Source organism: Gaiella occulta (assembly GCF_003351045.1).
In the GTDB taxonomy this organism is placed as follows: domain Bacteria; phylum Actinomycetota; class Thermoleophilia; order Gaiellales; family Gaiellaceae; genus Gaiella; species Gaiella occulta.
In genome coordinates this window covers 57993-77282 of the sequence record NZ_QQZY01000004.1, presented here as the reverse complement: position 1 = coordinate 77282, position 19290 = coordinate 57993, and the positions used below count along the sequence as shown (strand labels likewise).

18 protein-coding genes are annotated in these 19290 nt (G+C 72.4%); 6 read left to right on the top strand and 12 right to left on the bottom strand.

Features of this window, described 5'->3' with window-relative positions:
- Positions 1-7: 7 nt before the first annotated feature.
- From Gocc_RS09305 to Gocc_RS09290, 4 genes are read left to right on the top strand one after another with little or no spacing between them, the layout of a single operon-like run.
- Positions 8-1360 carry an O-antigen ligase family protein gene (locus tag Gocc_RS09305; RefSeq protein WP_181813523.1) on the top strand — a complete coding sequence of 451 codons (1353 nt, stop codon included), beginning with the start codon at positions 8-10 and terminating at the stop codon, positions 1358-1360.
- A gap of 34 nt (positions 1361-1394) precedes the next feature.
- Positions 1395-2063 (top strand): class I SAM-dependent methyltransferase, encoded by a 669-nt coding sequence (locus Gocc_RS09300; RefSeq protein ID WP_114796293.1) that lies wholly within the window; start codon positions 1395-1397, stop codon positions 2061-2063.
- Positions 2060-2998 (top strand): SDR family oxidoreductase, encoded by a 939-nt coding sequence (locus Gocc_RS09295; RefSeq protein ID WP_114796292.1) that lies wholly within the window; start codon positions 2060-2062, stop codon positions 2996-2998. Before Gocc_RS09300 ends, Gocc_RS09295 begins: the two co-directional genes overlap by 4 nt.
- Before the next feature lie 2 nt (positions 2999-3000).
- The gene (locus Gocc_RS09290; protein ID WP_114796291.1) at positions 3001-3387 is read left to right on the top strand and encodes a cupin domain-containing protein; all 387 of its coding nucleotides are present in this window, start codon (positions 3001-3003) and stop codon (positions 3385-3387) included.
- A 6-nt stretch (positions 3388-3393) separates the two neighbouring features.
- Here Gocc_RS09290 and Gocc_RS09285 read toward each other — a convergent pair whose 3' ends face one another.
- Both Gocc_RS09285 and Gocc_RS09280 read right to left on the bottom strand, forming a co-directional pair.
- Positions 3394-4554, bottom strand: coding sequence for a glycosyl hydrolase (locus Gocc_RS09285; RefSeq protein ID WP_114796290.1), 1161 nt, complete (start codon positions 4552-4554; stop codon positions 3394-3396).
- Positions 4547-5485, bottom strand: a complete 939-nt coding sequence (locus Gocc_RS09280) for a UDP-glucuronic acid decarboxylase family protein (RefSeq protein WP_114796289.1) — start codon at positions 5483-5485, stop codon at positions 4547-4549. The genes Gocc_RS09285 and Gocc_RS09280 overlap by 8 nt, the downstream gene beginning before the upstream one ends.
- 157 nt (positions 5486-5642) lie before the next feature.
- Between Gocc_RS09280 and Gocc_RS09275 the strand changes: the two genes are divergently transcribed.
- The gene (locus Gocc_RS09275) at positions 5643-8012 is read left to right on the top strand and encodes a TIM-barrel domain-containing protein (protein ID WP_114796288.1); all 2370 of its coding nucleotides are present in this window, start codon (positions 5643-5645) and stop codon (positions 8010-8012) included.
- Between the two features lie 76 nt (positions 8013-8088).
- Here the strand turns inward: Gocc_RS09275 and Gocc_RS09270 are convergent, their stop codons facing one another.
- Genes Gocc_RS09270 through Gocc_RS09245 form a run of 6 tightly spaced genes read right to left on the bottom strand, consistent with a single transcriptional unit; the run spans position 8089 to position 13886 of the window.
- Positions 8089-9033 carry a glycosyltransferase family 2 protein gene (locus Gocc_RS09270; RefSeq protein ID WP_114796287.1) on the bottom strand — a complete coding sequence of 315 codons (945 nt, stop codon included), beginning with the start codon at positions 9031-9033 and terminating at the stop codon, positions 8089-8091.
- Positions 9034-9036: 3 nt separating this feature from the next.
- Positions 9037-9936, bottom strand: coding sequence for a hypothetical protein (locus tag Gocc_RS09265; RefSeq protein WP_114796286.1), 900 nt, complete (start codon positions 9934-9936; stop codon positions 9037-9039).
- The gene (locus tag Gocc_RS09260) at positions 9933-11204 is read right to left on the bottom strand and encodes a PQQ-binding-like beta-propeller repeat protein (RefSeq protein ID WP_181813522.1); all 1272 of its coding nucleotides are present in this window, start codon (positions 11202-11204) and stop codon (positions 9933-9935) included. The genes Gocc_RS09265 and Gocc_RS09260 overlap by 4 nt, the downstream gene beginning before the upstream one ends.
- Entirely contained in the window at positions 11201-12172 is a 972-nt protein-coding gene (locus tag Gocc_RS09255) for an ATP-grasp domain-containing protein (RefSeq protein WP_114796284.1), read from the bottom strand. Before Gocc_RS09255 ends, Gocc_RS09260 begins: the two co-directional genes overlap by 4 nt.
- A gap of 26 nt (positions 12173-12198) precedes the next feature.
- Positions 12199-12780, bottom strand: coding sequence for a sugar transferase (locus Gocc_RS09250; protein ID WP_220150545.1), 582 nt, complete (start codon positions 12778-12780; stop codon positions 12199-12201).
- Positions 12777-13886: a glycosyltransferase family 2 protein gene (locus tag Gocc_RS09245; RefSeq protein ID WP_114796281.1), complete on the bottom strand. Its 1110-nt coding sequence runs from the start codon at positions 13884-13886 to the stop codon at positions 12777-12779. Before Gocc_RS09245 ends, Gocc_RS09250 begins: the two co-directional genes overlap by 4 nt.
- Before the next feature lie 80 nt (positions 13887-13966).
- Here Gocc_RS09245 and Gocc_RS09240 point away from each other — a divergent pair, with 80 nt between their 5' ends.
- The gene (locus Gocc_RS09240) at positions 13967-15169 is read left to right on the top strand and encodes a glycosyltransferase family 4 protein (RefSeq protein WP_181813521.1); all 1203 of its coding nucleotides are present in this window, start codon (positions 13967-13969) and stop codon (positions 15167-15169) included.
- Here the strand turns inward: Gocc_RS09240 and Gocc_RS09235 are convergent.
- Genes Gocc_RS09235 through Gocc_RS09220 form a run of 4 tightly spaced genes read right to left on the bottom strand, consistent with a single transcriptional unit; the run spans position 15121 to position 19115 of the window.
- A complete protein-coding gene (locus Gocc_RS09235) occupies positions 15121-16338 on the bottom strand; it encodes a glycosyltransferase family 4 protein (RefSeq protein WP_181813520.1) in 1218 nt (405 codons plus the stop codon). The genes Gocc_RS09240 and Gocc_RS09235 overlap by 49 nt on opposite strands.
- Positions 16339-16381: 43 nt before the next feature.
- Positions 16382-17098 (bottom strand): class I SAM-dependent methyltransferase, encoded by a 717-nt coding sequence (locus Gocc_RS09230; protein WP_114796275.1) that lies wholly within the window; start codon positions 17096-17098, stop codon positions 16382-16384.
- Positions 17099-17127: 29 nt separating this feature from the next.
- Positions 17128-18315: a glycosyltransferase family 4 protein gene (locus Gocc_RS09225; RefSeq protein ID WP_114796273.1), complete on the bottom strand. Its 1188-nt coding sequence runs from the start codon at positions 18313-18315 to the stop codon at positions 17128-17130.
- Positions 18294-19115, bottom strand: coding sequence for a hypothetical protein (locus Gocc_RS09220; protein WP_114796272.1), 822 nt, complete (start codon positions 19113-19115; stop codon positions 18294-18296). The genes Gocc_RS09225 and Gocc_RS09220 overlap by 22 nt, the downstream gene beginning before the upstream one ends.
- Between the last annotated feature and the right edge of the window lie 175 nt (positions 19116-19290).

Here is a 19290-nt window from a genome sequence, read left to right as displayed (position 1 = left end):
GGCGGCGTTGGCGTCCCAGACGGTCTCGACCCCGGCTCCGACCGCCGGCACCACGTCGGTCGACCGGCGGCCCTCGGGCGGGACGCTGATCCTCGCCGCGGCTGTCCCGCTCGTCTTCCTGCACGCGAGATACCAGCCGACGCTCTCGATCGGGCTTCGCTCGACCTCGATCGACGTCACCCTCGCCGACGCCGCGATCGCCTCTGCCGTCGTCGCCGCCGCCGTCCGGCTCGCGCGAGAGGGGCCCGGGTCGCTGCGCGCCTCGGCATGGCCCCTCGCGGCCGCGGGTACGTTCCTTGCGATCATCGTCCTGCAGAGCTTCGCGCCGATAGCCCGCGGCGACGACTACGCCCTCGCAGCGCATCTCGTGAGCGCGGCGAAGTTCGGCTGGTACGCCCTTCTCGCGCCCGCGACGATCGTCCTCGTCGCCTCGCGGCGGGACGGGGTGCTCCTGCTGCGTGCCCTCGTCGCCTGGAGCCTCGTCGCATCGTCATGGGGAGCTCTTCAGTTCGCGGGGCTCGTGAGCGAGTTCGAGGGGAAGCGCCCGGGGCAGCGAGAGCCGTCGTTTCTCGGGATCCACGACTTCGCCGCGCTCTCGGGGGCCGCGCTCGCGGTGGGGTTGGTCGGCCTGACGCTGCGCAGGGCGCCGCTCGGAGGGCCATGGTCTGCCGCAGCGCTGGCCGGCGGGTCCCTCGGACTCGTTCTCTCCGGTGCGATGAGCGGCGTGATCGGGCTCTGGCTCGCGGGGGCGGCGATCCTCGCCGTCTCGCTGCGCGGTCGGAGTCTGCGGCTGCGCGACGCGGCAGCCGTTGCAGGCGTCGTCCTCGCCGTCACCGCCGGCACGGCCGCGATGCGGGCGACGGCGCTGGAGCGATTCGCCGAGTTCATCGGCCTCCGCGATCGCGCCGCCCAGTCGACCGCTGTACAGAGCTACGCGCACCGAACCCTGCTTGGATACATCGGCGTGCGTATCTTCCTCGACCACCCGATCGTCGGCGTGGGCTGGCAGGCCTCCTCCGACGACTTCGCCTACACGCCGTACCTGAGCTCCGCGCACCGCCGCTTCCCGGACGTGCCGGCCGAGGCCTTCCCGTCCCCGGAGCACCGGTGGGGTGTGCAGAACGCGTACCTGCAAACGCTGGCCGATCTCGGCCTGGTCGGCTTTGCAGCCCTCGCCGCCGCGTTCGCGACCGCCCTCGTCAAGGGCCTCCGTCGTTCCCGCGCGACACCGCTCGCCCTCGTCGGGGTCGCCTGGCTGCTCGTTGCCGCGGGCGTCTGGGGCGGGCTGGGTCTCGTCCCGGGCATCCCACTGGCGGCTCTCACCTGGATGGCCTTCGGCCTCGCGTGCGTCCTTGAGTGACGGCTCGGATCCCCGCCTGCACCCGTCGCGCTCGATGCCAACGTACGCGGTGCGCGCGCCGCTCGCCCGCTGGCTCGCCGAGGAGGCCGCACGAGCCCACGCCGATCTCGGGCCGTATCGACTGCTCGACGTCGGCTGCGGCCAGAAGCCCTACGAGCCCCTGTTCGCGCCCTACGCGAGCGCCTACGTCGGCGTCGACCCGGCTCCCAACCCGCGCGCCGAGCTCGAGGGCTCCGTGGAGGAGCTTCCGGTCGAGGACGCGGCCTACGACGTCGCGATCTGCATCCAGGTGTTCGAGCACTGCGACGACCCGGCCAGGGCCGTCTCGGAGCTGGCGCGGGTCACCGCAGCGGGTGGCCGCGTGCTCGTCTCGACGCACGGCGTGATGGCATACCACCCGTCGCCGGCCGACTACTGGCGCTGGACGCACACGGGGCTCGAGAAGCTCTTCCGCGACAACGCGGACTGGGCTTCGGTTAGGGTGACCCCCGCCTCCGGCACCACAGCCTGCCTGGGAATGATCGCCTCGCTCTACCTCGATCTCGCCGCCCGCCGGGCCCACGCGGGCATCCTGGCGCGGCCCCTCGTCGCCGCGATCAACTCCGTCGCGTCCGCCGTCGACCGCCGTTCGGCCCAGCTTCGCGAGCCCGGCCCGGGGACGCTGTTCGCGAACTTCCACGTGGTCGCGGAGCGCCCGGCATGAGCCGCACGGTGCTCGTCACCGGCGGCGCGGGGTTCATCGGGTCGAACCTCGTCCGTGCGCTGCTCGAGCGCGGCGACCACGTGCGCGTGCTCGACAACTTCGCGACGGGCAATCGCGACAACCTCGCCGAGATCGCCGGCGACGTCGAGGTCGTCGAGGGCGACCTGCGCTCGTACGAGCGGGTGCACACGGCGGTTCGCGGGTCCGAGCTCGTCTTCCACGTCGGCGCTCTCCCGTCGGTGCCGCGCTCGGTGCAGGATCCGCTGACGACGACGGCCGTGAACGTGGAGGGGACGCTCAACGTCCTGCTGGCAGCGCGAGACGAGGGCGTCAGGCGCGTCGTCAACGCCTCGTCGTCGTCGGTCTACGGCAACGGTGGCGCGCTGCCGCGCACCGAGGGGCAGGCGCCCGACCCGATCTCGCCGTATGCGGTCGCAAAGCTCGCCGCGGAGCGCTTCTGCACGAGCTTCAGCCGCGTCTACGCGATCGAGACGATCTCGCTGCGCTACTTCAACGTGTTCGGCCCGCGCCAGGACCCGAACAGCCAATACGCGGCGGTCGTGCCGCGGTTCATCCGCGCGATCGTGGAGGGCAGGCCCGTGACGGTGCACGGCGACGGCGAGCAGTCGCGCGACTTCACCTACGTCGAGAACGTCGTGCGCGCGAACCTGCTCGCCGGCGACGCCCCCGTCGTCAGCGGCGAGATCCTCAACGTCGCCACGGGCGGCTCGCAGACGGTGAACGACCTTGCCGACACGATCGGCCGGCTGCTCGGTCGCCCGGTGCTGAAGGAGCACGCGCCGGAGCGGGCCGGCGACGTGCGCGCCTCGTGGGCCGATGTCACGGCGGCAAGAGATCTGCTCGGCTTCGAGCCCACGGTCGGCTTCGAGGACGGCCTGCGACGGACGATCGAGACACTGCTCGGAGAGGAGTGAGGATGGGACACAGCTTCGGCACGATCGACGAGCTGGGCGAGGGCCCCGGGTTCCGCAAGATCCGGCGCGAGCTCGGGGTGACCGCGTTCGGCGTCAACGCGATCGTCTACCCGCCCGGCCAGGAAGGGTTCCTGCACTACCACGACCACCAGGACGAGCTGTACTTCGTCCACCGCGGAACCGCGCGCTTCGAGGTGGACGGAGAGGCGCGCGTGCTCGGGCCGGGAGGGCTGTGCCACGTGGAGTCCACGACGCCGCGCAAGGTGTCGAACGTCGGCGACGACGATCTCGTGCTCGTCGTCGTCGGCGGCAAGGACGGGTACGTGGAGCGCGACGGCCACCTCGTGGATCCCGGGGATCTCGAGCGGCGCGCGTCGTTCGGCGGGTAGCCCTTCCTACTTCTTCTTCGCGAGGCCCTCGAAGGCCTCGCGGGCGTCCTTGCGCGCGCCGGATGCGGTGTAGAGGCCGGACTGCCAGCCGTTGAGGCGGGTCTCGTCGCGCAGGAGGAACCAGATGAACATGTCGACGCGCGGATTGGCCTTGAGCTTCGCGTAGGCCTGCTTCATGTACGTGGCCTGATCGGCCCACGAGACGCCGAGCACTCTGTCGGGCGGGTTCGTCTGGTAGCCGTATTCGGTCACCCAGATGCGCGCGCGGATCCTGAGCCTCGCGAGCTCCCGCGTGAGAAGCTGGAAGTTGCCGAGCGTGACCGCGGTCGCCGGCTGCCCGCGCGGAGGCGGCGGCGGAGGCGTCGCCGGCGTCTCCTTGACCGAGCCGTAGTAGGGGTGGTGCGCGTAGGCGTCGTAGCCGCGCGCGCCGCCTGCGTGCATCGCCCGCAGGAACGGCAGCGGCGACACGGACGGGCGCGGCGAGTTGGGGTTGTTGTTCCCGCGCGGGCCCGTCACGCCGCAGCCGACCTTGAGGTCGCGGCTGACCGAGTGGACACCCTGGACGACCGCGTTGCACATCTGCGCGTACGCGCGGCCGCTGACGATCTGCCAGGAGCCGCGCACCTTCGCGTACTGGGGTCTCAGGAACACGGGATTGTTCGGCTCGTTCCACACGAGCCAGTACGGCACCCGCGGCAGCGGCGTCCCGTCGGGGCCGGCGTGGAGGCCGCTGTAGCGCCTCGCCGCGGCGACGGCGAAGCTCCTCAGGTCGGAGGCGTTGGTCGGAGCGACGTTCCACCCCCTGGCGCCGTTCGCCCAGCGCGGCGTGCCGAGGATGGAGAGCACGACCTTCATGCCGAACTTCGCCGCGTAGGTGACGGTGCGGTCGTAGGTGGCCCAGTCGTACGCCGGGTCGTTCGGGTTGGTCGGGTTGGCGGGCCTGCGGCTCGCCACCGTCAGTGCGGGCCCGCCCCACCAGAGATTGACGCGGACGAGCTTCGTGTTCATCTGCTGCAGGATCGGGAAGACCTTGTCGGGGTTGCCGTACAGGATCTGGGCGTCGTCGAGGATGCCGGGCTGGATGAACTTCGACGCCTGCGCCGTCGACGCGAGCAGCATCGAGCCGGCGACCGTCAGCGTCGCCACGACGAGAGCGGCTCTACGCACGCGCCGATTCCCTGCCGAGCGATGCCAGCGTCTTCTGCAGCCCCTCTTCGAGGCCGACCTGCGGCTCCCAGCCGAGCAGCTGCCGCGCGCGCGTGATGTCGGGCTGGCGCACCTGCGGATCGTCGACGGGAAGCGCCTCGAACACGATCTGGCTCGTCGAGCCGGTGACGCGGATGACCGTCTCGGCGAGCTCGAGCAACGACATCTCCGTCGGATTGCCGATGTTGACCGGCAGGTGCTCGCCCGACTCCGCGAGCAGGATGAGACCGCGGACGAGGTCGTCGACGTAGCAGAAGCTCCGCGTCTGCAAGCCGCTGCCGAACACCGTCAGCGGCTTCTGCTCGAGCGCCTGGCGCATGAAGGTCGGGATCGCACGGCCGTCGTGCGGGCGCATCAGGGGCCCGTAGGTGTTGAAGATGCGGACGATCGCGGTGTCGACGCCCTGCTGGCGGTGGTATGCCATTGTGAGCGCCTCGGCGTACCGTTTCGCCTCGTCGTAGACGCCGCGCGGCCCGATCGGGTTGACGTGGCCCCAGTACGTCTCCGGCTGCGGGTGCACCTGGGGGTCGCCGTACACCTCGCTCGTCGAGGCGAGCAGGAAGCGCGCCCGCTTCACCTTCGCGAGGCCGAGCGCGTTGTGGGTGCCGTACGAGCCGACCTTGAGCGTCTGCAGCGGCAGGCGCAGGTAGTCGATCGGGCTCGCCGGGCTCGCCAGGTGGTAGACGAAGTCGACGGGCTCGTCGATCTGGACGTGCACCGTCATGTCGTGCGGGCGGAAGACGAACTGGGAGCCGCGCAGGTGCTCGATGTTCGAGAGCGATCCGGTCTCGAGGTTGTCCACGCAGATCACACGATGACCGCGGGCGAGAAGCGCTTCGCAGAGGTGCGAGCCGAGAAAGCCGGCACCGCCGGTGACCACGGACGTGGGCATCTCGGCGATGCTACCCGGCCCGTCGGGCGGCGCGCGAAGATCCTTACAGCATCCTCACGTACACGCTCGGCGTCCGCGGGCGCCGGCGCCGCTGCTCCTTACAGAAGACACCGCCGCTCCTTACGGAATCCACACCCGGGACGACGATCGTTGAGCCGTGCCGCGTATCCATCGACTCGCGAGCGCGCTCGGCGCCCTCTTCCTGCTCGCCCTCGCCGACGGGGGCTCGGGGAGCGCAGACACGAGGGAGGAAGCCACCTGGAGCGTGGAGGCCGCGCCCTTCCGCGTCGTCGCGATCGCGGCCGGGAAGCACGTCACCGCCTTCGGGGGGGCTACCACGCCGCTCGTCTACGTCACCTCCGACGGCGTCGAGCACCGCCTCACCCGCCTGCTCACCCGCAAGGGGTTCTCGGGCGGGAGCACCTACACCGTCGCGACGGACGAGCCCGGCGGCAGAACCGCGATCGTGACGGTGCGCCGCGTGGGGCCGGGGCTCGCCGTCCGCTGGCGCTTCTCGTCGCCCGCCGGGGTGCAGGCGGTCCGCGTCACCCTGGCAGCCTCGAGCCGCGACCACTTCCTCGGCACCGGGCAGCGCACCCGCTGGGTCGACATGCGCCGCACGGTCGTGCCGCTGAAGGTCTGGAGCGCCTGTGGGAGCTCCTCCCCGAGCCCGTTCTTCGCCTCGAGCGGTGGCTTCGGTGCGTGGTTCTCGACGCACGCCGTGGGACGCATCGGCTTCCCAGGCGCCGTCGACGACGCGAACTTCGCCTGTGACCTCGGCCAGCCGCCGTGCTCGGTGGGGCGGGCGATCGAGGCGGTACGCCTCTGCCTCAAGGCCGCGTCCCTCTCGTTCGAGATCGTCCCCGGCACGATCGCGCGCGTGATCGAGCGCTACGCGGCCCAGGTCGGACGGCCGCGCGCGCCGTGGCTGCCGCAGCTCGCGCTGATCAAGTGGCGCGACCGCGTGACGGGGCCCGGCGAGCTCTTCGACGACATCGAGCAGATGCGGTCACGGCAGCTGCCGCTCGGCTGGATCCTGCTCGACAATCCGTGGGAGGTCGGGGCCAACGCGAGCACGTGCTACGGCGCCCTGCGCTTCGATCCCGTCGTCTTCCCCGACCCGAAGGGGATGATCGACGCGGTGCACGCGGCGGGCGTCCGCTTCATGCTGTGGATCTCGCCGCAGATCAGGCGCCCCTCCTGCGCCGAGCCCTCGCTCCCCGACGGCTGGCTGACCGGTGACGACCAGATCTTCCTGCGCGACCTCACGCTGCCGGCCTCACGGGCCGACTTCACGGAGAGCCTCCGCCGCCTCGTCGAGCTGGGCGTCGACGGCTTCAAGGGAGACCGGGGCGACGAGGTCGACCTCGAGGACGCGCGGCTCGCGGCGGGGCCCGGGGGGCCGATTCAGGCGCAGTACCCCCTCCTCTATGCCCGCGCCGCCCGCGACGCGATGGGCGGACGTCCGTTCGGCTCCCTCTTCCGCGCCTTCGTGCCCGGCTCCTCGTCGCTGCTGCCCGGCGTGGTCGGGCCGGACGCGCCGCAGACGTTCACAGGCCTGTCCGCGTCGATACGGGCCGCCCAGACCGCAGGCGTCGCGGGAGCGCCGGTCTGGGGATCCGACGTCGGCGGCTACAGCGGCGGCACGCTGACGGCGGAGGTCTTCGCCCGCTGGGCGCAGTTCGCGGCGCTGACCCCCATCTTCGAGGTGGGCGGCGACGGCCCGAACGCGAGGTTCTGGGAGCTCGGCGACGACGCGGTCGAGCCCTTCCGCGCAGCGGCGACGCTGCACTACGAGCTCGTTCCCGCGCTCTACGAGCTGGCCCGGCAGGCGAGCCGCACGGGGATCCCCGTGATCCGGCCGCTCGGCCTCACCTGGCCCGCCGACGAGCGGGCGTGGAAGCATGATCTCGAGTTCACCGTCGGAGCCGGCCTGCTCGCGGCGCCGGTAACGACGAGCGGCGGCGCGGACGGCCGAACGACGACCTCGGTCTACCTGCCTGCCGGCACGTGGGTCGACATGTTCACCGGAGCGGCGACCCGCGGGCCGGCGACCGTCGAGCGGACCTCGGGCAGGGCCGACTTCCCGCTCTACCTGCGGCGCGGGAGCGCGCTCGCCTTCAACGCCCGCACTCCGGCTCTGTGGCAGGACCCGTGGCGGGTGGACGACCTCGTCCGCGGCGACCGGCAGGGGTGGCTCCTGGCGCCGGCCGCCGCTACGACGGCGCGCGCCGCCGACCGCGGCTCGACCCTGACCGCGCGCACGGACGGCGACGGCGTCACCCGCGTCACGATCTCGCGCGCCCGCAGGGAGCAGCAGCTCGTCGTCCTCGGCGCGAGGCGCACGTGCGGCGTCGAGAGCGGATCGTCGACGCTGACCCGCCGGACGGCGGCGCGGCTGCCGCTCGTGCCGTCCGGGTGGACGGTCGAGACCTCGCGGCGACGGGGCATCGTCGTCAAGATCGGCAACGCTCCGCGTACGGTCTCGCTGCGGCTTCTGCCCTGCCGCACCGATCCCCCCGGGTAGGTGACGTTCCGCACCGCCGCGGACGGACGCCGGCACCCCGGCACGGCTGCGCGCCGCCGCCGCACCCGAGCCTGCGTCAGCGCAGCTCCTTGTTCGACTCCTGGTCGAACCACATCGCGAACAGCGTGAACTGCGTGCCCGAGATCAGGAGCAGCGCCACGAGCACGATCGTCGGGGTCGTGATCTCGTTGCCGTAGAAGAGGCGCGACACCGCGACGACGAGCCCGAGCAGCACGCCGAGCACGCTCATCAGCGCGCCGAGCACGTAGAAGAACACGAGCGGGTGGAAGTCGCGGATCACGTACTTCTCCTTCATCCGCCACCAGAAGCCCTTGAACAGGAGCCAGGCGATGCGGGGCGCGACCGAGCGGATGCGGATGCCGGAGCGCTCTCCCACCCCGTAGATCGGCCGCGAGGGCACGTCGCGCACGCGGGCGCTGATCACGTTGAGGTGCACGAGCACGTCGTTCGGGAAGCCGTAGCGGCGGTACACGCGCTCGAGGTCGAGGCGGCGCAGCGCGTCGAGCGAGATCGCCGTGTAGCCGGCCTGCGAGTCGGCCACGTGCCAGTAGCCGGACGCCACCTTGGTGAGCAGCGACAGCACCGCGTTGCCGAGGTAGCGGGAGCGGGGGATCAGCCTCCACGCCTCGCCCGTGATGAGGCGGTTCGCCTTCGTGTAGTCGGCCTCGCCGCGCGCCACCGGGCCCGCGATCGCGACGAGCTCCGCCGGGTCCATCTGGTTGTCGGCGGCCATCACGCACGTGACGTCGATGCCCTCGTCGCGCGCCCGCTCGTAGCCGGTCACGATCGCCGCGCCGACACCGCCGTTGCGCTCGCGCACGATCACCTCGACACGCTGGTCGCCCACCTCGCGCGCGCGCGCGGCGGTCGCGTCGGGCGAGGCGTCGTCGACGACGTAGACGCGGTCGACGAAGTCGGGGATGCCGCGCAGCGTCTCCGCGACGAGATGCTCCTCGGCGTAGGCGGGGACGACGACCGCGACGCGCTTGCCCTCGAGCATCCGTCAGACCCGCGGCAGCGCGTTCCGCCGCGCGAGCAGCGGATCCGCGAGATACGCGGCGAGCGCGCCGAGCAGAAGGCCGAGGAGCGCGCCGACGGCGGCGGCGTTGCGCCGGCTCGTCGCGGTGGTGCGGACGGCGAGCGCCGGCTGCACGATCTTGCTCTTCTCGACGTTCTCGGCGAGCGAGAGCAGCTGCTGGTTCTGGAACAGCTCCTGCTGCACCGTGCCGCGGCGCTGCTCGGCGAAGCCGATCGTCGAGTTGAGGCTCCCGATCGCGATCAGCTTCTCGACGGACGAAAGGGTCTTGTCGGCGCGAATCTGCTGCAGCTGGCTCTCCGCGCCGCTGACGCGCTCGTCGATCTGCCCGAGCTCCAGGTTGCTGGACGTGATCTGGCGCCGCAGCAGCGCGATCTTCTCGTCGACGTACGTCGAGACCTGGTCGATCACCGCGGTCGCGAGCGCGTCGGCGGCCTTCGCGGCCTTCCCGGGGGCCGGCGCCTGCACCGTGATCTCGACGAGCGGCGAGACGTTCTTCCCCTGGCCGGTGCTCACGATCGCCTGCGAGGTCACGTTGCCGCGCAGCTGCCCGACGCGCAGGCCGCTGGCGGCGGCCGCCCGGCGCAGCGCCGACTCCGAGCGCACGATCTCGCTCACCGTCTTCGGGTTCGTGGCGAGGCTCTGGATCTGCCCTCCGCCCGAGGTCGTGAACGGCTGTCCCATGTAGAGCAGCGTCTTCGCCCTGTAGACGTCGCCGCCGCCGACCGAGAGCAGCACACCGAGCACGGCGCCGGCGACGAGGCCGCCGACCGGCAGCCACCAGCGTGCCGCCGCCCGCTCCCACGCGGAGCGCAGGTCGATCTCGCGCTCGCCGTCGAGGTCGGGTACCGAACGGGTCTCGCTCATCGCGCCGACTCTAGCGGCTGGCGCGCGCGCAGACCGTACAGCCTCGCCCTTCCGACGAGGACGGCGGTGTCCGCGTCGGCGACGATCGGCGAGTACTGGCCGTCCGGGAACGACCACACCCGACGTCCGCTGCGCGCGTCGACGGCGTACGTGCGGCCGCCGAGGGTGGCGACGTACACCAGCCCGCCCATCACCGTCGGCGCGCCCGAGATCGGCCCTCCGGCCGCGAAGCGCCACGCAGTCTCGCCGCTGGCGGCGTCGATCGCGTACAGCGCGCCCGAGTACGAGCCCGCGTAGACGAGCCGCTCCCACACCGCCGGGGACGAGTAGACGTAGCCGCCCGTGGAGCGCGACCACAGCAGGTCGCCGGTCGTCGCGCCGAAGGCGTACACCTTGCCGTCGGTCGAGCCGATGAAGACGCGGCCGTAGGCGACGGCCGGCGTCGAGTAGAAGCGGCCGCGCCCGCCGAGCCGATCCTGGGACGACGACCGCCACTGGAGCGCCCCGGTGCGGCTGTCGAGCGCGTACAGGCGGCCGTCGTAGGAGCCGGCGAAGAGCCGGTTGCCGAGCGCCGCCAGCGCGCCCTTGACGCGGCCGCCCGTGCGGAACGTCCACCGCACCGTTCCCGTGCGCTGGTCGAGCGCGTAGATCGTGCCGCGCCAGTCGCCGACGTAGACCCGCCCCTGGTGGACGAGCGGGGACGACTCGGTCGGCCCGATCTCGGTGCGCCAGCGCACCCTGCCGCTGAGCGCGTCGAAGGCGACCACCTCGCCGCTCAGACGCTCCGGTGAGCGGGACGAGTTGCAGGGCGGCCGGTTGAGGAACGCCTGGTAGACGACCTTGCCGTCGACCGCCGGGCTCGAGGCGGCACAGCGGCCGGAGCGACGCTGCCACACCTGCGTGCCCCTGCGGACATCGACGGCGAAGGTGACGCCCGAGTTGTTCGTCACGTAGAGGTTGCCGTAGGCGATCGCGGGCGGGAACTCGAGCAGGGTGCGCGCGCGGAACGTCCACGCGACGCGGTAGGGCGGCTTGTGGGCGTACGGCGAGACGCGGTTGCGCGTCGCGTCGAAGCCCCAGGTCGGCCAGGCGACACCCGGAAGCGGCTTCGGCGCCGGGGCCTGGGTCGGCACGAACTCCTGGGTCGCGTTGCCGCGCACGTCGGCGCTCTCGCCGCGCTTGGCGACGACGTAGCCGGCGGCGAAGCCCGCCCCGAGGAGCACGATCGCAGCGAGCGCGGCCGCGGCGGCGAGGAGCGTCCGGTTCACGCGTCCTTCGCCTCGACGGGACGCAGCACGCCGTCGCCGACGAGGCACAGATCCGAGAAGAACCGGGTCATGACGACGCCGGCACGGTAGTCCCCGAGGCGCGGCTCGGGCCGCTCCCCGCGCGCCAGCGCGAGCGCGAGCTCGGGATAGCGGCTGCCGGCCGCGAGCGGCAGCGGGAAGCCGCCGCCGAAGCGCGGGTTCACGTCCGTGACGGGCAGCGCCCCGTCTGGCTCGCGGAAGCACTGGACGTTCGCGGGGCCGACGATCCCGATCGCCTCCGCCACGCGGGCGCCGTGCTCGACCAGCTCGGCATCGCGGATCGACATGCCCTTGATCGATTCGCCGCCCTTCGACTGGATCATCGTGCGCGGAATCGCGTTGAGGCAGCGGCCGTCGAGGTCGCAGAAGACGTCGATCGAGAACTCCTCGCCCAGACACAGCTCCTGCACCATCGAGTCGACGGTCGTGTAGCGGAGGAAGAAGGCCAGCTGCTCCTCGTCGTCGGCGCGGTAGATGTGCCGCGACCCGAACCCCTCGCGCACCTTCACGAGCAGCGGGTAACGGGCATCGGCGGGCACGTCCCCCGGAAGCCACGTACGCGGGCTGTCGATGCCGCGCTCGACGAAGAAGGCGTGCGCGAGGTACTTGTCGCCCATCGTCCGGCAGATCTCGGGCGCCGGCGCGAGGACGAGCGCGGGCGCGAGCTCGGATCGGTGCTCCGAGAGGATCTCCTGGTCGAGGTCGGTGAGCGGCACGACGAGGCGGACGTCGTGCTCGGCGACGAGCGCCGCGAGCGCGGCGACGTAGCCGGGGTCGTCGACCCGCGGGACGAGCGCCTTGCGGTCGGCGTGGTACAGCGCGGGCGCCAGCCGATCGACGTCGGAGGCGATCGTGGTGGCTCCCGCACGCCCGAACGCCGTCACGATGTCGACGCGCTGGCCGGCGCAGGTGAACAGGACCGCGGTCACGGAAGCAGAGGGTAGCCGCCCCTCCCTCAGGAGGGCCTCCACCCTCCTCGCCCGCCCCTGTAGGTGCCGCCGAAGAGCGCAAGCGGCGTGCGCAGCAGGATCTTCAGGTCGACGAGGGGCGAGCGGTGCTCGACGTACCAGACGTCGAGCTCGATGCGCTCGTCCCACGGGAGCGTCGCGCGCCCGTGCACCTGCGCCCAGCCCGTCAGCCCGGGCCGCACGGCGAGCCGCTTGCGCTGGCGCTCGGTGTAGCGCTCGACCTGGTAGCGCAGCGTCGGCCGCGGGCCGATCAGGCTCATGTCTCCGCGGATGACGTTCCACAGCTGCGGCAGCTCGTCGACGGACGTCTTGCGCAGGATGCGGCCGACCCGGGTGATGCGGCTGTCGCCCGCGTCGACCGCGTAGCCGGCCCCCGTGCGCTCGGCACCCACCACCATCGTGCGCAGCTTGAGCAGCTCGAAGTCGACGCCGTCACGTCCGACCCGGGTCTGGCGGAAGAGGACGGGCCCGCCGTCCTCGAGCTTGACGGCGAGCGCCGAGAGGGCGAGCAGCGGGCTCGCGACGACGAGGCCGAGGCCTGCCGTGGCGATGTCGAGCGCGCGGTTCACCGCGTCCCCTCGGGCGCCTCCCACGTGGCGGGCACGCCGCGGCGCAGGTAGTTCCACAGCGCCACGACCGTGGCCCACGTGACGAGGACGTAGTAGCGGGCGATGGGCACGCCGGCGGCGGCGGCAGCGAGGAGTGCCACCTGCCCGGCCAGCACGATGCCGTAGGCCCGGCCGTCGCCGAGGAGCGCCACGTTCGCGGCGAGGAGCGAGAGGTGGAGGACGCCGCTGCCGTAGCGCAGCAGCCGGTGCGAGACGACCTCGACGAGGTAGCCGGGCGGCAGCCGCCGGAGCATCGAGCCGCGCAGCGTGATCTCCCAGCAGTGCTCGAACATGCGCACCTTGCGGCGGTACTCGGTCTCGTTCGTCGGCGTCGGCTTCTCGAGCGCGTGCGCCGCCGGCTCGTACACGGCTCGGCGACCCGCCTGCACCATGCGGTAGGGGAAGGAGAGGTCGTGGCCCCAGGTGGGGTCGACCTCGACGTAGTCGGCACGGTTGAGCGCATAGATGGAGCCGTTGCCGCCGGTGATCGAGCCGAGCTTCGACTCGGCCTCGCGCAGCCGCATCTCGAAGCGCCAGTAGAGCCCCTCGCGGTTCGAGCCGTCGGCGGCCTCGAGGCGCAGCTGCCCGCACACGTAGGCGACGTCGGGATCGGCGAGGTTGGCGACGAGGTGCCGGAGCGCGTCGGGCGCCCACGTCGCGTTGGCGTCGGAGAAGGCGACGACCTCGCTCGCCGTCTCGCGCACGGCCCGGTTCTGGGCCGCCACCTTGCCGCCGCGCGGGCAGTCGAGCAGCCGCACGCGCGGCTCCCGCTCCGCCACGGCGAGGACGAGCTCGTTGGTGCGGTCGCCGGACGCGTCGGAGGCGACGACGACCTCGAGCTTCTGCGCCGGGTAGTCGAGCGCCAGCAGGTTCTCGAGGCGCCGCTCGATGACGGTCTCCTCGTCGTGGGCGGCGACGATCACCGTCACCGCCGGCTCCGCTCCCGGGTCCTTGCGCACCGGCCGCGGCCGCAGCCTGGCCGCGATCTCGGCGGCGAGGGGATAGCCGGCGTGGGTCCACGCGAGCGCGCCGAGCGAGCCCCAGAACAGCGTCTTCAGGACGGGCACCGGGCGAGTGTAGCCTTGCCGGCCACGGCTCCCGCCCGGCTCCCGGGCGCCGGGTGGACTGCATCGGTAGGCTCGCCGCCGTGGATCAGCCCGCCGACCGCATCCGCGTGCTGCGCGTGATCGCCCGGCTCAACGTCGGCGGCCCCGCGCTGCACGTCGCCTACCTGTCGCGCGGGCTCGCAGAGCGCGGCTACGACACGACTCTCGTCGCCGGCGACGTCGCCAGGGGCGAGGAATCGATGGCGTTCGTCGCCGAGAGCGAGGGCGTGGAGGTCGTGCGCGTCGCCGGCCTCTCGCGGGAGATCGCGCCGCTGCGCGATCTCGTCGCCGCGGCTCGGCTCGCGCGAGAGATCCGCCGCACGGAGCCCGACATCCTGCACACCCATACCGCCAAGGCGGGCGCCGTCGGGCGCCTGGCGGCCCTCCTCGCCGGGAGCGCCCGGCCGCGCGTCGTGATCCACACCTATCACGGCCACGTGCTGCGCGGGTACTTCGGCAGCCTCGGGACGTGGCTGTTCCGCGCGGTGGAGCGAGCCTTCGCCCGCGGCACCGACGTGCTGGTCGCGGTCAGCCCGCAGGTGCGCGACGATCTGGTCGAGATCGGGATCGCGCCGGGGCGGAGATTCGCCGTCGTCCGCCTCGGCATCGACCTCGAGCCGCGCGTGGCGACGACCGTCGACCGCGCGCAGGCGCGGCGGCAGCTCGGCATCGCTCCCGGACGATTCGTCGTCGGCTGGTTCGGGCGCATGACCGCGGTGAAGCGGACGGACGACCTGATCGACGCGCTCGTGGCGCTGCGCGGACGTGGGGTCGACGCGTGCCTGTTGCTCGTCGGGGACGGAACGGACCGTGAGCGCCTGGAGCTGCGCGCGAAGGAGCTCGGCGTCGCGCGAGACGTGTTCTTCCTCGGCTACCAGAAGGACGTCGCACGCTGGTATGCCGTGGCCGACGCCGTCGTCCTGACATCGGTGAGCGAAGGGACGCCGGTGACGATCATCGAGGCGCTCGCGGCAGGGAGGCCGGTCGTCTCCACGAACGTGGGCGGCGTCGCCGACGTCGTCCGCGACGGCGTCGACGGCTTCCTCGTCGAGGTGGGAGACACCGCCGTGATGGCGGCGCGCCTGGCGGAGATCGCGGCCGACCCGGCACTCGGAGAGCGGCTCGGGCAGGCAGGACGGGAGCGGGTGCTGCGGCGCTACGCCGTCGCGCGTCTCGTCGACGACGTCGACCGGCTCTACCGGGCGCTGCTCGAGGGGACGAGCCGGGCCAGCACATCCCGGTAGCGCGCGACGGCGACCTCGCGGTCGGCCTCGCGCTCGACGTAGGCGCGGCCCCTCCGCCCCATCTCGTCGAGGTCGAAGCGGCCCTCGTAGGCGTCGCGGATCGCTCCGGCGACGAGCTCCGGCCGGCCCGGCGGCACGACGACGCCGCAGCGCTGCGCACGGGCGATGCGCACGGTTTCGCTGTCCTCGTCGGCCGAGACGAGCATCGGCCGTCCGGCGGCCATGATCCCGTACGCCCGGCTCGGCACCACGAACCCGGACAGCCCGCGGGCGAGGCCGACGTAGTGGATGTCCGCGCTCGACAGCGACTCGGGCAGGATGTCGCGCGGCTGGTAGGGCAGGAAGGCGACGTCGACCTCGAGCCTGTCGGCGACGTCGCGTACGACGGTCTGCAAGGCCCCGAAACCGATCACGACCAGGCGCAGATCGGGCAGGTCGCGCAGGAACGTCGCCGCGCGGATCAGGGTGACGAGGTCGTTGGCATGCCCGATGTTGCCCGAGTGCATGACGACGAAGCGGTCGACGAGATCGTGCTCGCGGGCCCATGCTGTGTCACGGGAGCGAGGGACGATCCGCCTTGTGTCGACCCAGTTCTCGATCACCGCGATCCGGTCGGCGGATGCGCCCTTCTCCTGGAGGCGCAGCCGCATCGTCTCGCCGATCGCGACGACCTGGTCGGCCCTGCGCAGGTAGAGGCTGACCATCTCTCGCAGCATGCGGATGAGCACGGGGTTCTCGAGCCGCTTCAGCTCGACCGCGATCTCCGGGAAGACGTCCTCCGAGACGACCATCAACGGCACCCTGAAGCGCCGGGCGACGGCGAGCCCGACGTCGCCGATCATGGGCGGGTCGGTGAGGGTGACGACCGCGTCGGGACGGGGAAGCGTCAGGGAGCGGAGGACGCTGTCGGCGAGATACGTGGCGTAGTTGACCGCGCGGAGGTGGAGCTTCGTGCGGTCGAACGCCGTCGAGCGCGTCCGGATCACGCGCACGCCGTCGACCATCTCGTCGCTCGGCAGATCCGGGTACGGGTTGAGGCGGCCGGTGACGACGGTGATCTCGAACTCCTGCGCCAGCGCCTCGCACAGCTCGGCGAGCAGGTTCGCGGTCGCCTCGACGCCGGGCTTGTAGTACTGGTTGAGGACGAGGATTCGCGGGCGCCTGTTCACGCGGCAGACGGTAGCGCTCGCTCGGCTGCGGAGCCCGGTGCGGTCACGAGCGGCGGCGGCTACGGAGGGTGCGGCGGGCGCCGGCGGCCAGCTCGCCGAACCGCGTCGAGAGCATGCGATGCCGCGTCGAGGCGACGAGGCGGCGACGGACGGGGAGATAGCGGAAGCTCTGGCGCCCCCCGAACGGCCCGCCCGGCCAGACCCCGGGTGGAAGCTCGTCCGCGAGCTTGCGCACGAGAACCGTTCTGTCGCCGATGGCGCCTTCCACGCGCCAGGACGGCACTCCGCGCAACCCGTCGAGGATCGCGAGAACCGGGGGCAGGTACGCGTCGTCGAGGAGCATCGTCCCACCGAGCCGCAGCCGGCGGGCGAGCTGCCACCAGTCGAGAATCGCATACGGGAACCCGTGGGCTCCGTCGACGAGCACGAGGTCGAGCCTGCTCTCGGAAAGTCCGGGGAGCACCTCTTCCGAGCGACCGATGACGAAGTCGAGCCCTTCCTCGGCGATTCCGAGGCCTCGACAGACGGCACGGACGGCAGCCTCCTCACGAGCCTCGGGCGTCACCGCGGTGTGTCGTGCGCCCGAGGCGGCGAAGACGACCGTGCTCAGCCCGGCTCCCGTCTCGAGGGTGCGCATCCCCGGTGCGACCCTGTCCTCGAGCCACTCGAGTGCCTGCCACGACAGTCCTGCGCACGTCCGGCCGCCCTCGTGGATCAGCGGTCGGCTGTCCCGCAGCGTTCGTGTCACCGAGCCGGACATGGGTGGACGATACTCGCCCTTCCCGCTGCCTACGGGCTGGAAGGGGAGGCGCGATGCTCGTCGCCGTGCCGGCACACGGCATCGAGCAGCTGCACGAAGCCGCGCACACTGCTCGCGTATCCCCACCCGGCGACGATCTGGCGGGAGCGTGCCCCGAGTCGGAGCCGGAGGCTCCTGTCGGCCGCGAGCTCACGCAACGCGGCTGCGGTGGCGGCGACGTCGTCGGGAGGCACGAGCACGCCGTTCTCCCCGGGGCGCAGGAGGTCGTGGGCAGCTCCGACATGATCCGAGAGGACGAGTGGCAGGCCGCACGCCGCCGCCTCGTTGACGGCGACGCCCCACGGCTCGTGGCGTGAGACGAGGGCGAAGACGTCGCTCGCGGCATAGATCTCGACGATCCGCTCCCAGGCGACGGCGCCGGTGAACACGACACGCGAGCCCAGCTCTGCGGCGAGCGCCTCGAGCCGAGCCCGCTCGGGGCCGTCGCCGACGAGGACGGGGACGACGGGCGGCCCGGCCGCGGCCGCCGCGCGGAGAAGCGCGTCGAGCGCCTTCTCCTCGACGAGCCGGGCGACGCAGACGACGGCGACGTCGCCCTCCTCGATCCCGAGGCTGCCGCGGAGCTCGGGCCGCCTGCCCGCGAGCCTGTCGGCACGCTCTGCGAAGCCCTCGACGTCGATGGTGTTGGCGAACGTCTCGATCCGGTCGGGACGGGCGCCGCGGGCGACCATCGACGCGCGGACGAGCGAGCCGGTGACGAGCACGCCGGCCGCGTTGCGGACGACACGGGGCACGACGGCGCTCTTGACGGCACGGCGCCACGCGCGTCGCGGGTCGTGGTCGTGGCTCTCGACGACGAGGACGTACGGCACCCGGCGCGCGCGGCACCAGGCGATCGCGGCCTGGGCGGCGAACGTGCTCCAGCCGGAGACGACGGCGACATCGGGGCGACGCCGCTCGAGGACGCGGAGGATGCCGGGCGTGATCGGGTAGTCGTGCCGGAGCAGCCGCCGCGCGCCCGGGAGCGCGAAGCCGCCGAGGAAGGCGTGCGGGTGCCGGATCGCCACCTCCCAGGTTCGCCCGGCAACGGTGCGCGCCGCGTAGGCGACGAGGAGGTCGACGCCGGGACGGGCCGCGATCAGGTCGAACAGCGGCGCCCGGTAGGGCGTCGGCTCCGGGAAGACGGCGACGACCTTCAGCGCAGGCCCAGCTTCCATCCGATCTTCCTCGCCGTCTCGCGGGTGCGCAGGATCGAGCCGAGGTTGCGCCGCACGCCGCCGCTCGCGGTGAGCCTGTGGCTCGCATCGTGGATCGTGTAGATGCGGCTGCGCCCGCCGGCGAGCTTCCTGTTCCAGGCGGCTTCCTCGCCGTAGTACGCCTCGTCCTTGCCTCCGGGGAGGTGAGCGTAGTCGTGCCGCTGATGCGTGGCGACGACGGCGTCGGTCGCGTCGACGACGGGCCCGACCTGCCGCGCGCGCCACACGAGCCAGTTGTCGAAGCACGCGCGGCCGACGAGGAAGGGCGGCAGCTCGCCGAACAGCCCGGCCGGGAAGACGAAGTAGTCGAGCGCGGCGGCACCGCGCTCGGCCCCGACGGCGCGCGCCTTCGCGCGCAGCCTGCCGGCGTCGGCGAGCTCGGCGGGAGTCACCATGTCGAGATCGACCGTGCGGCCGATCATGAGGAAGCGCGACCCGACGGCGGCGGCGCGACGCACGGCGGGAAGGAAGTCGTCCAGCAGGACGATGTCGGCGTTCACGAAGCAGCGCAGCGGATGACGTGCGACGCGATCGACCTGCGCGAACGCATCGTCGAGCCTCGGCGTCCCGTGCTCGTTCCGGAGCATCGATGCGAGGTTCTCGGCCCGGCACGAGCGCGCAGCCTCCGCCACTCCGTCCTCGTCTCCGAGGAGCACCACCTGCACGTCCTCCCGGAGTGAGCGCCAGCTCCGGATCGCGTTGAGCTGGATCTCCGCGATGCGGCCGGCGAAGGGCTTCGGGATGGTGAAGACGGTGAGCAAGGGGAACAGCCTAGGTCAGAACGTCCGGGAAGCGGCGCCGTCCTCGGGCGCCCCGTCGTAGGGCTCGGGTGCTCACCGCCCCGGACGCTATCGTTGCGCGCGTGCATGGCCCGACCCACCCGGTCGCAGACCGCCGTCGACTGACAATCGCGATCCTCGTCGCTTACCGCGCGCC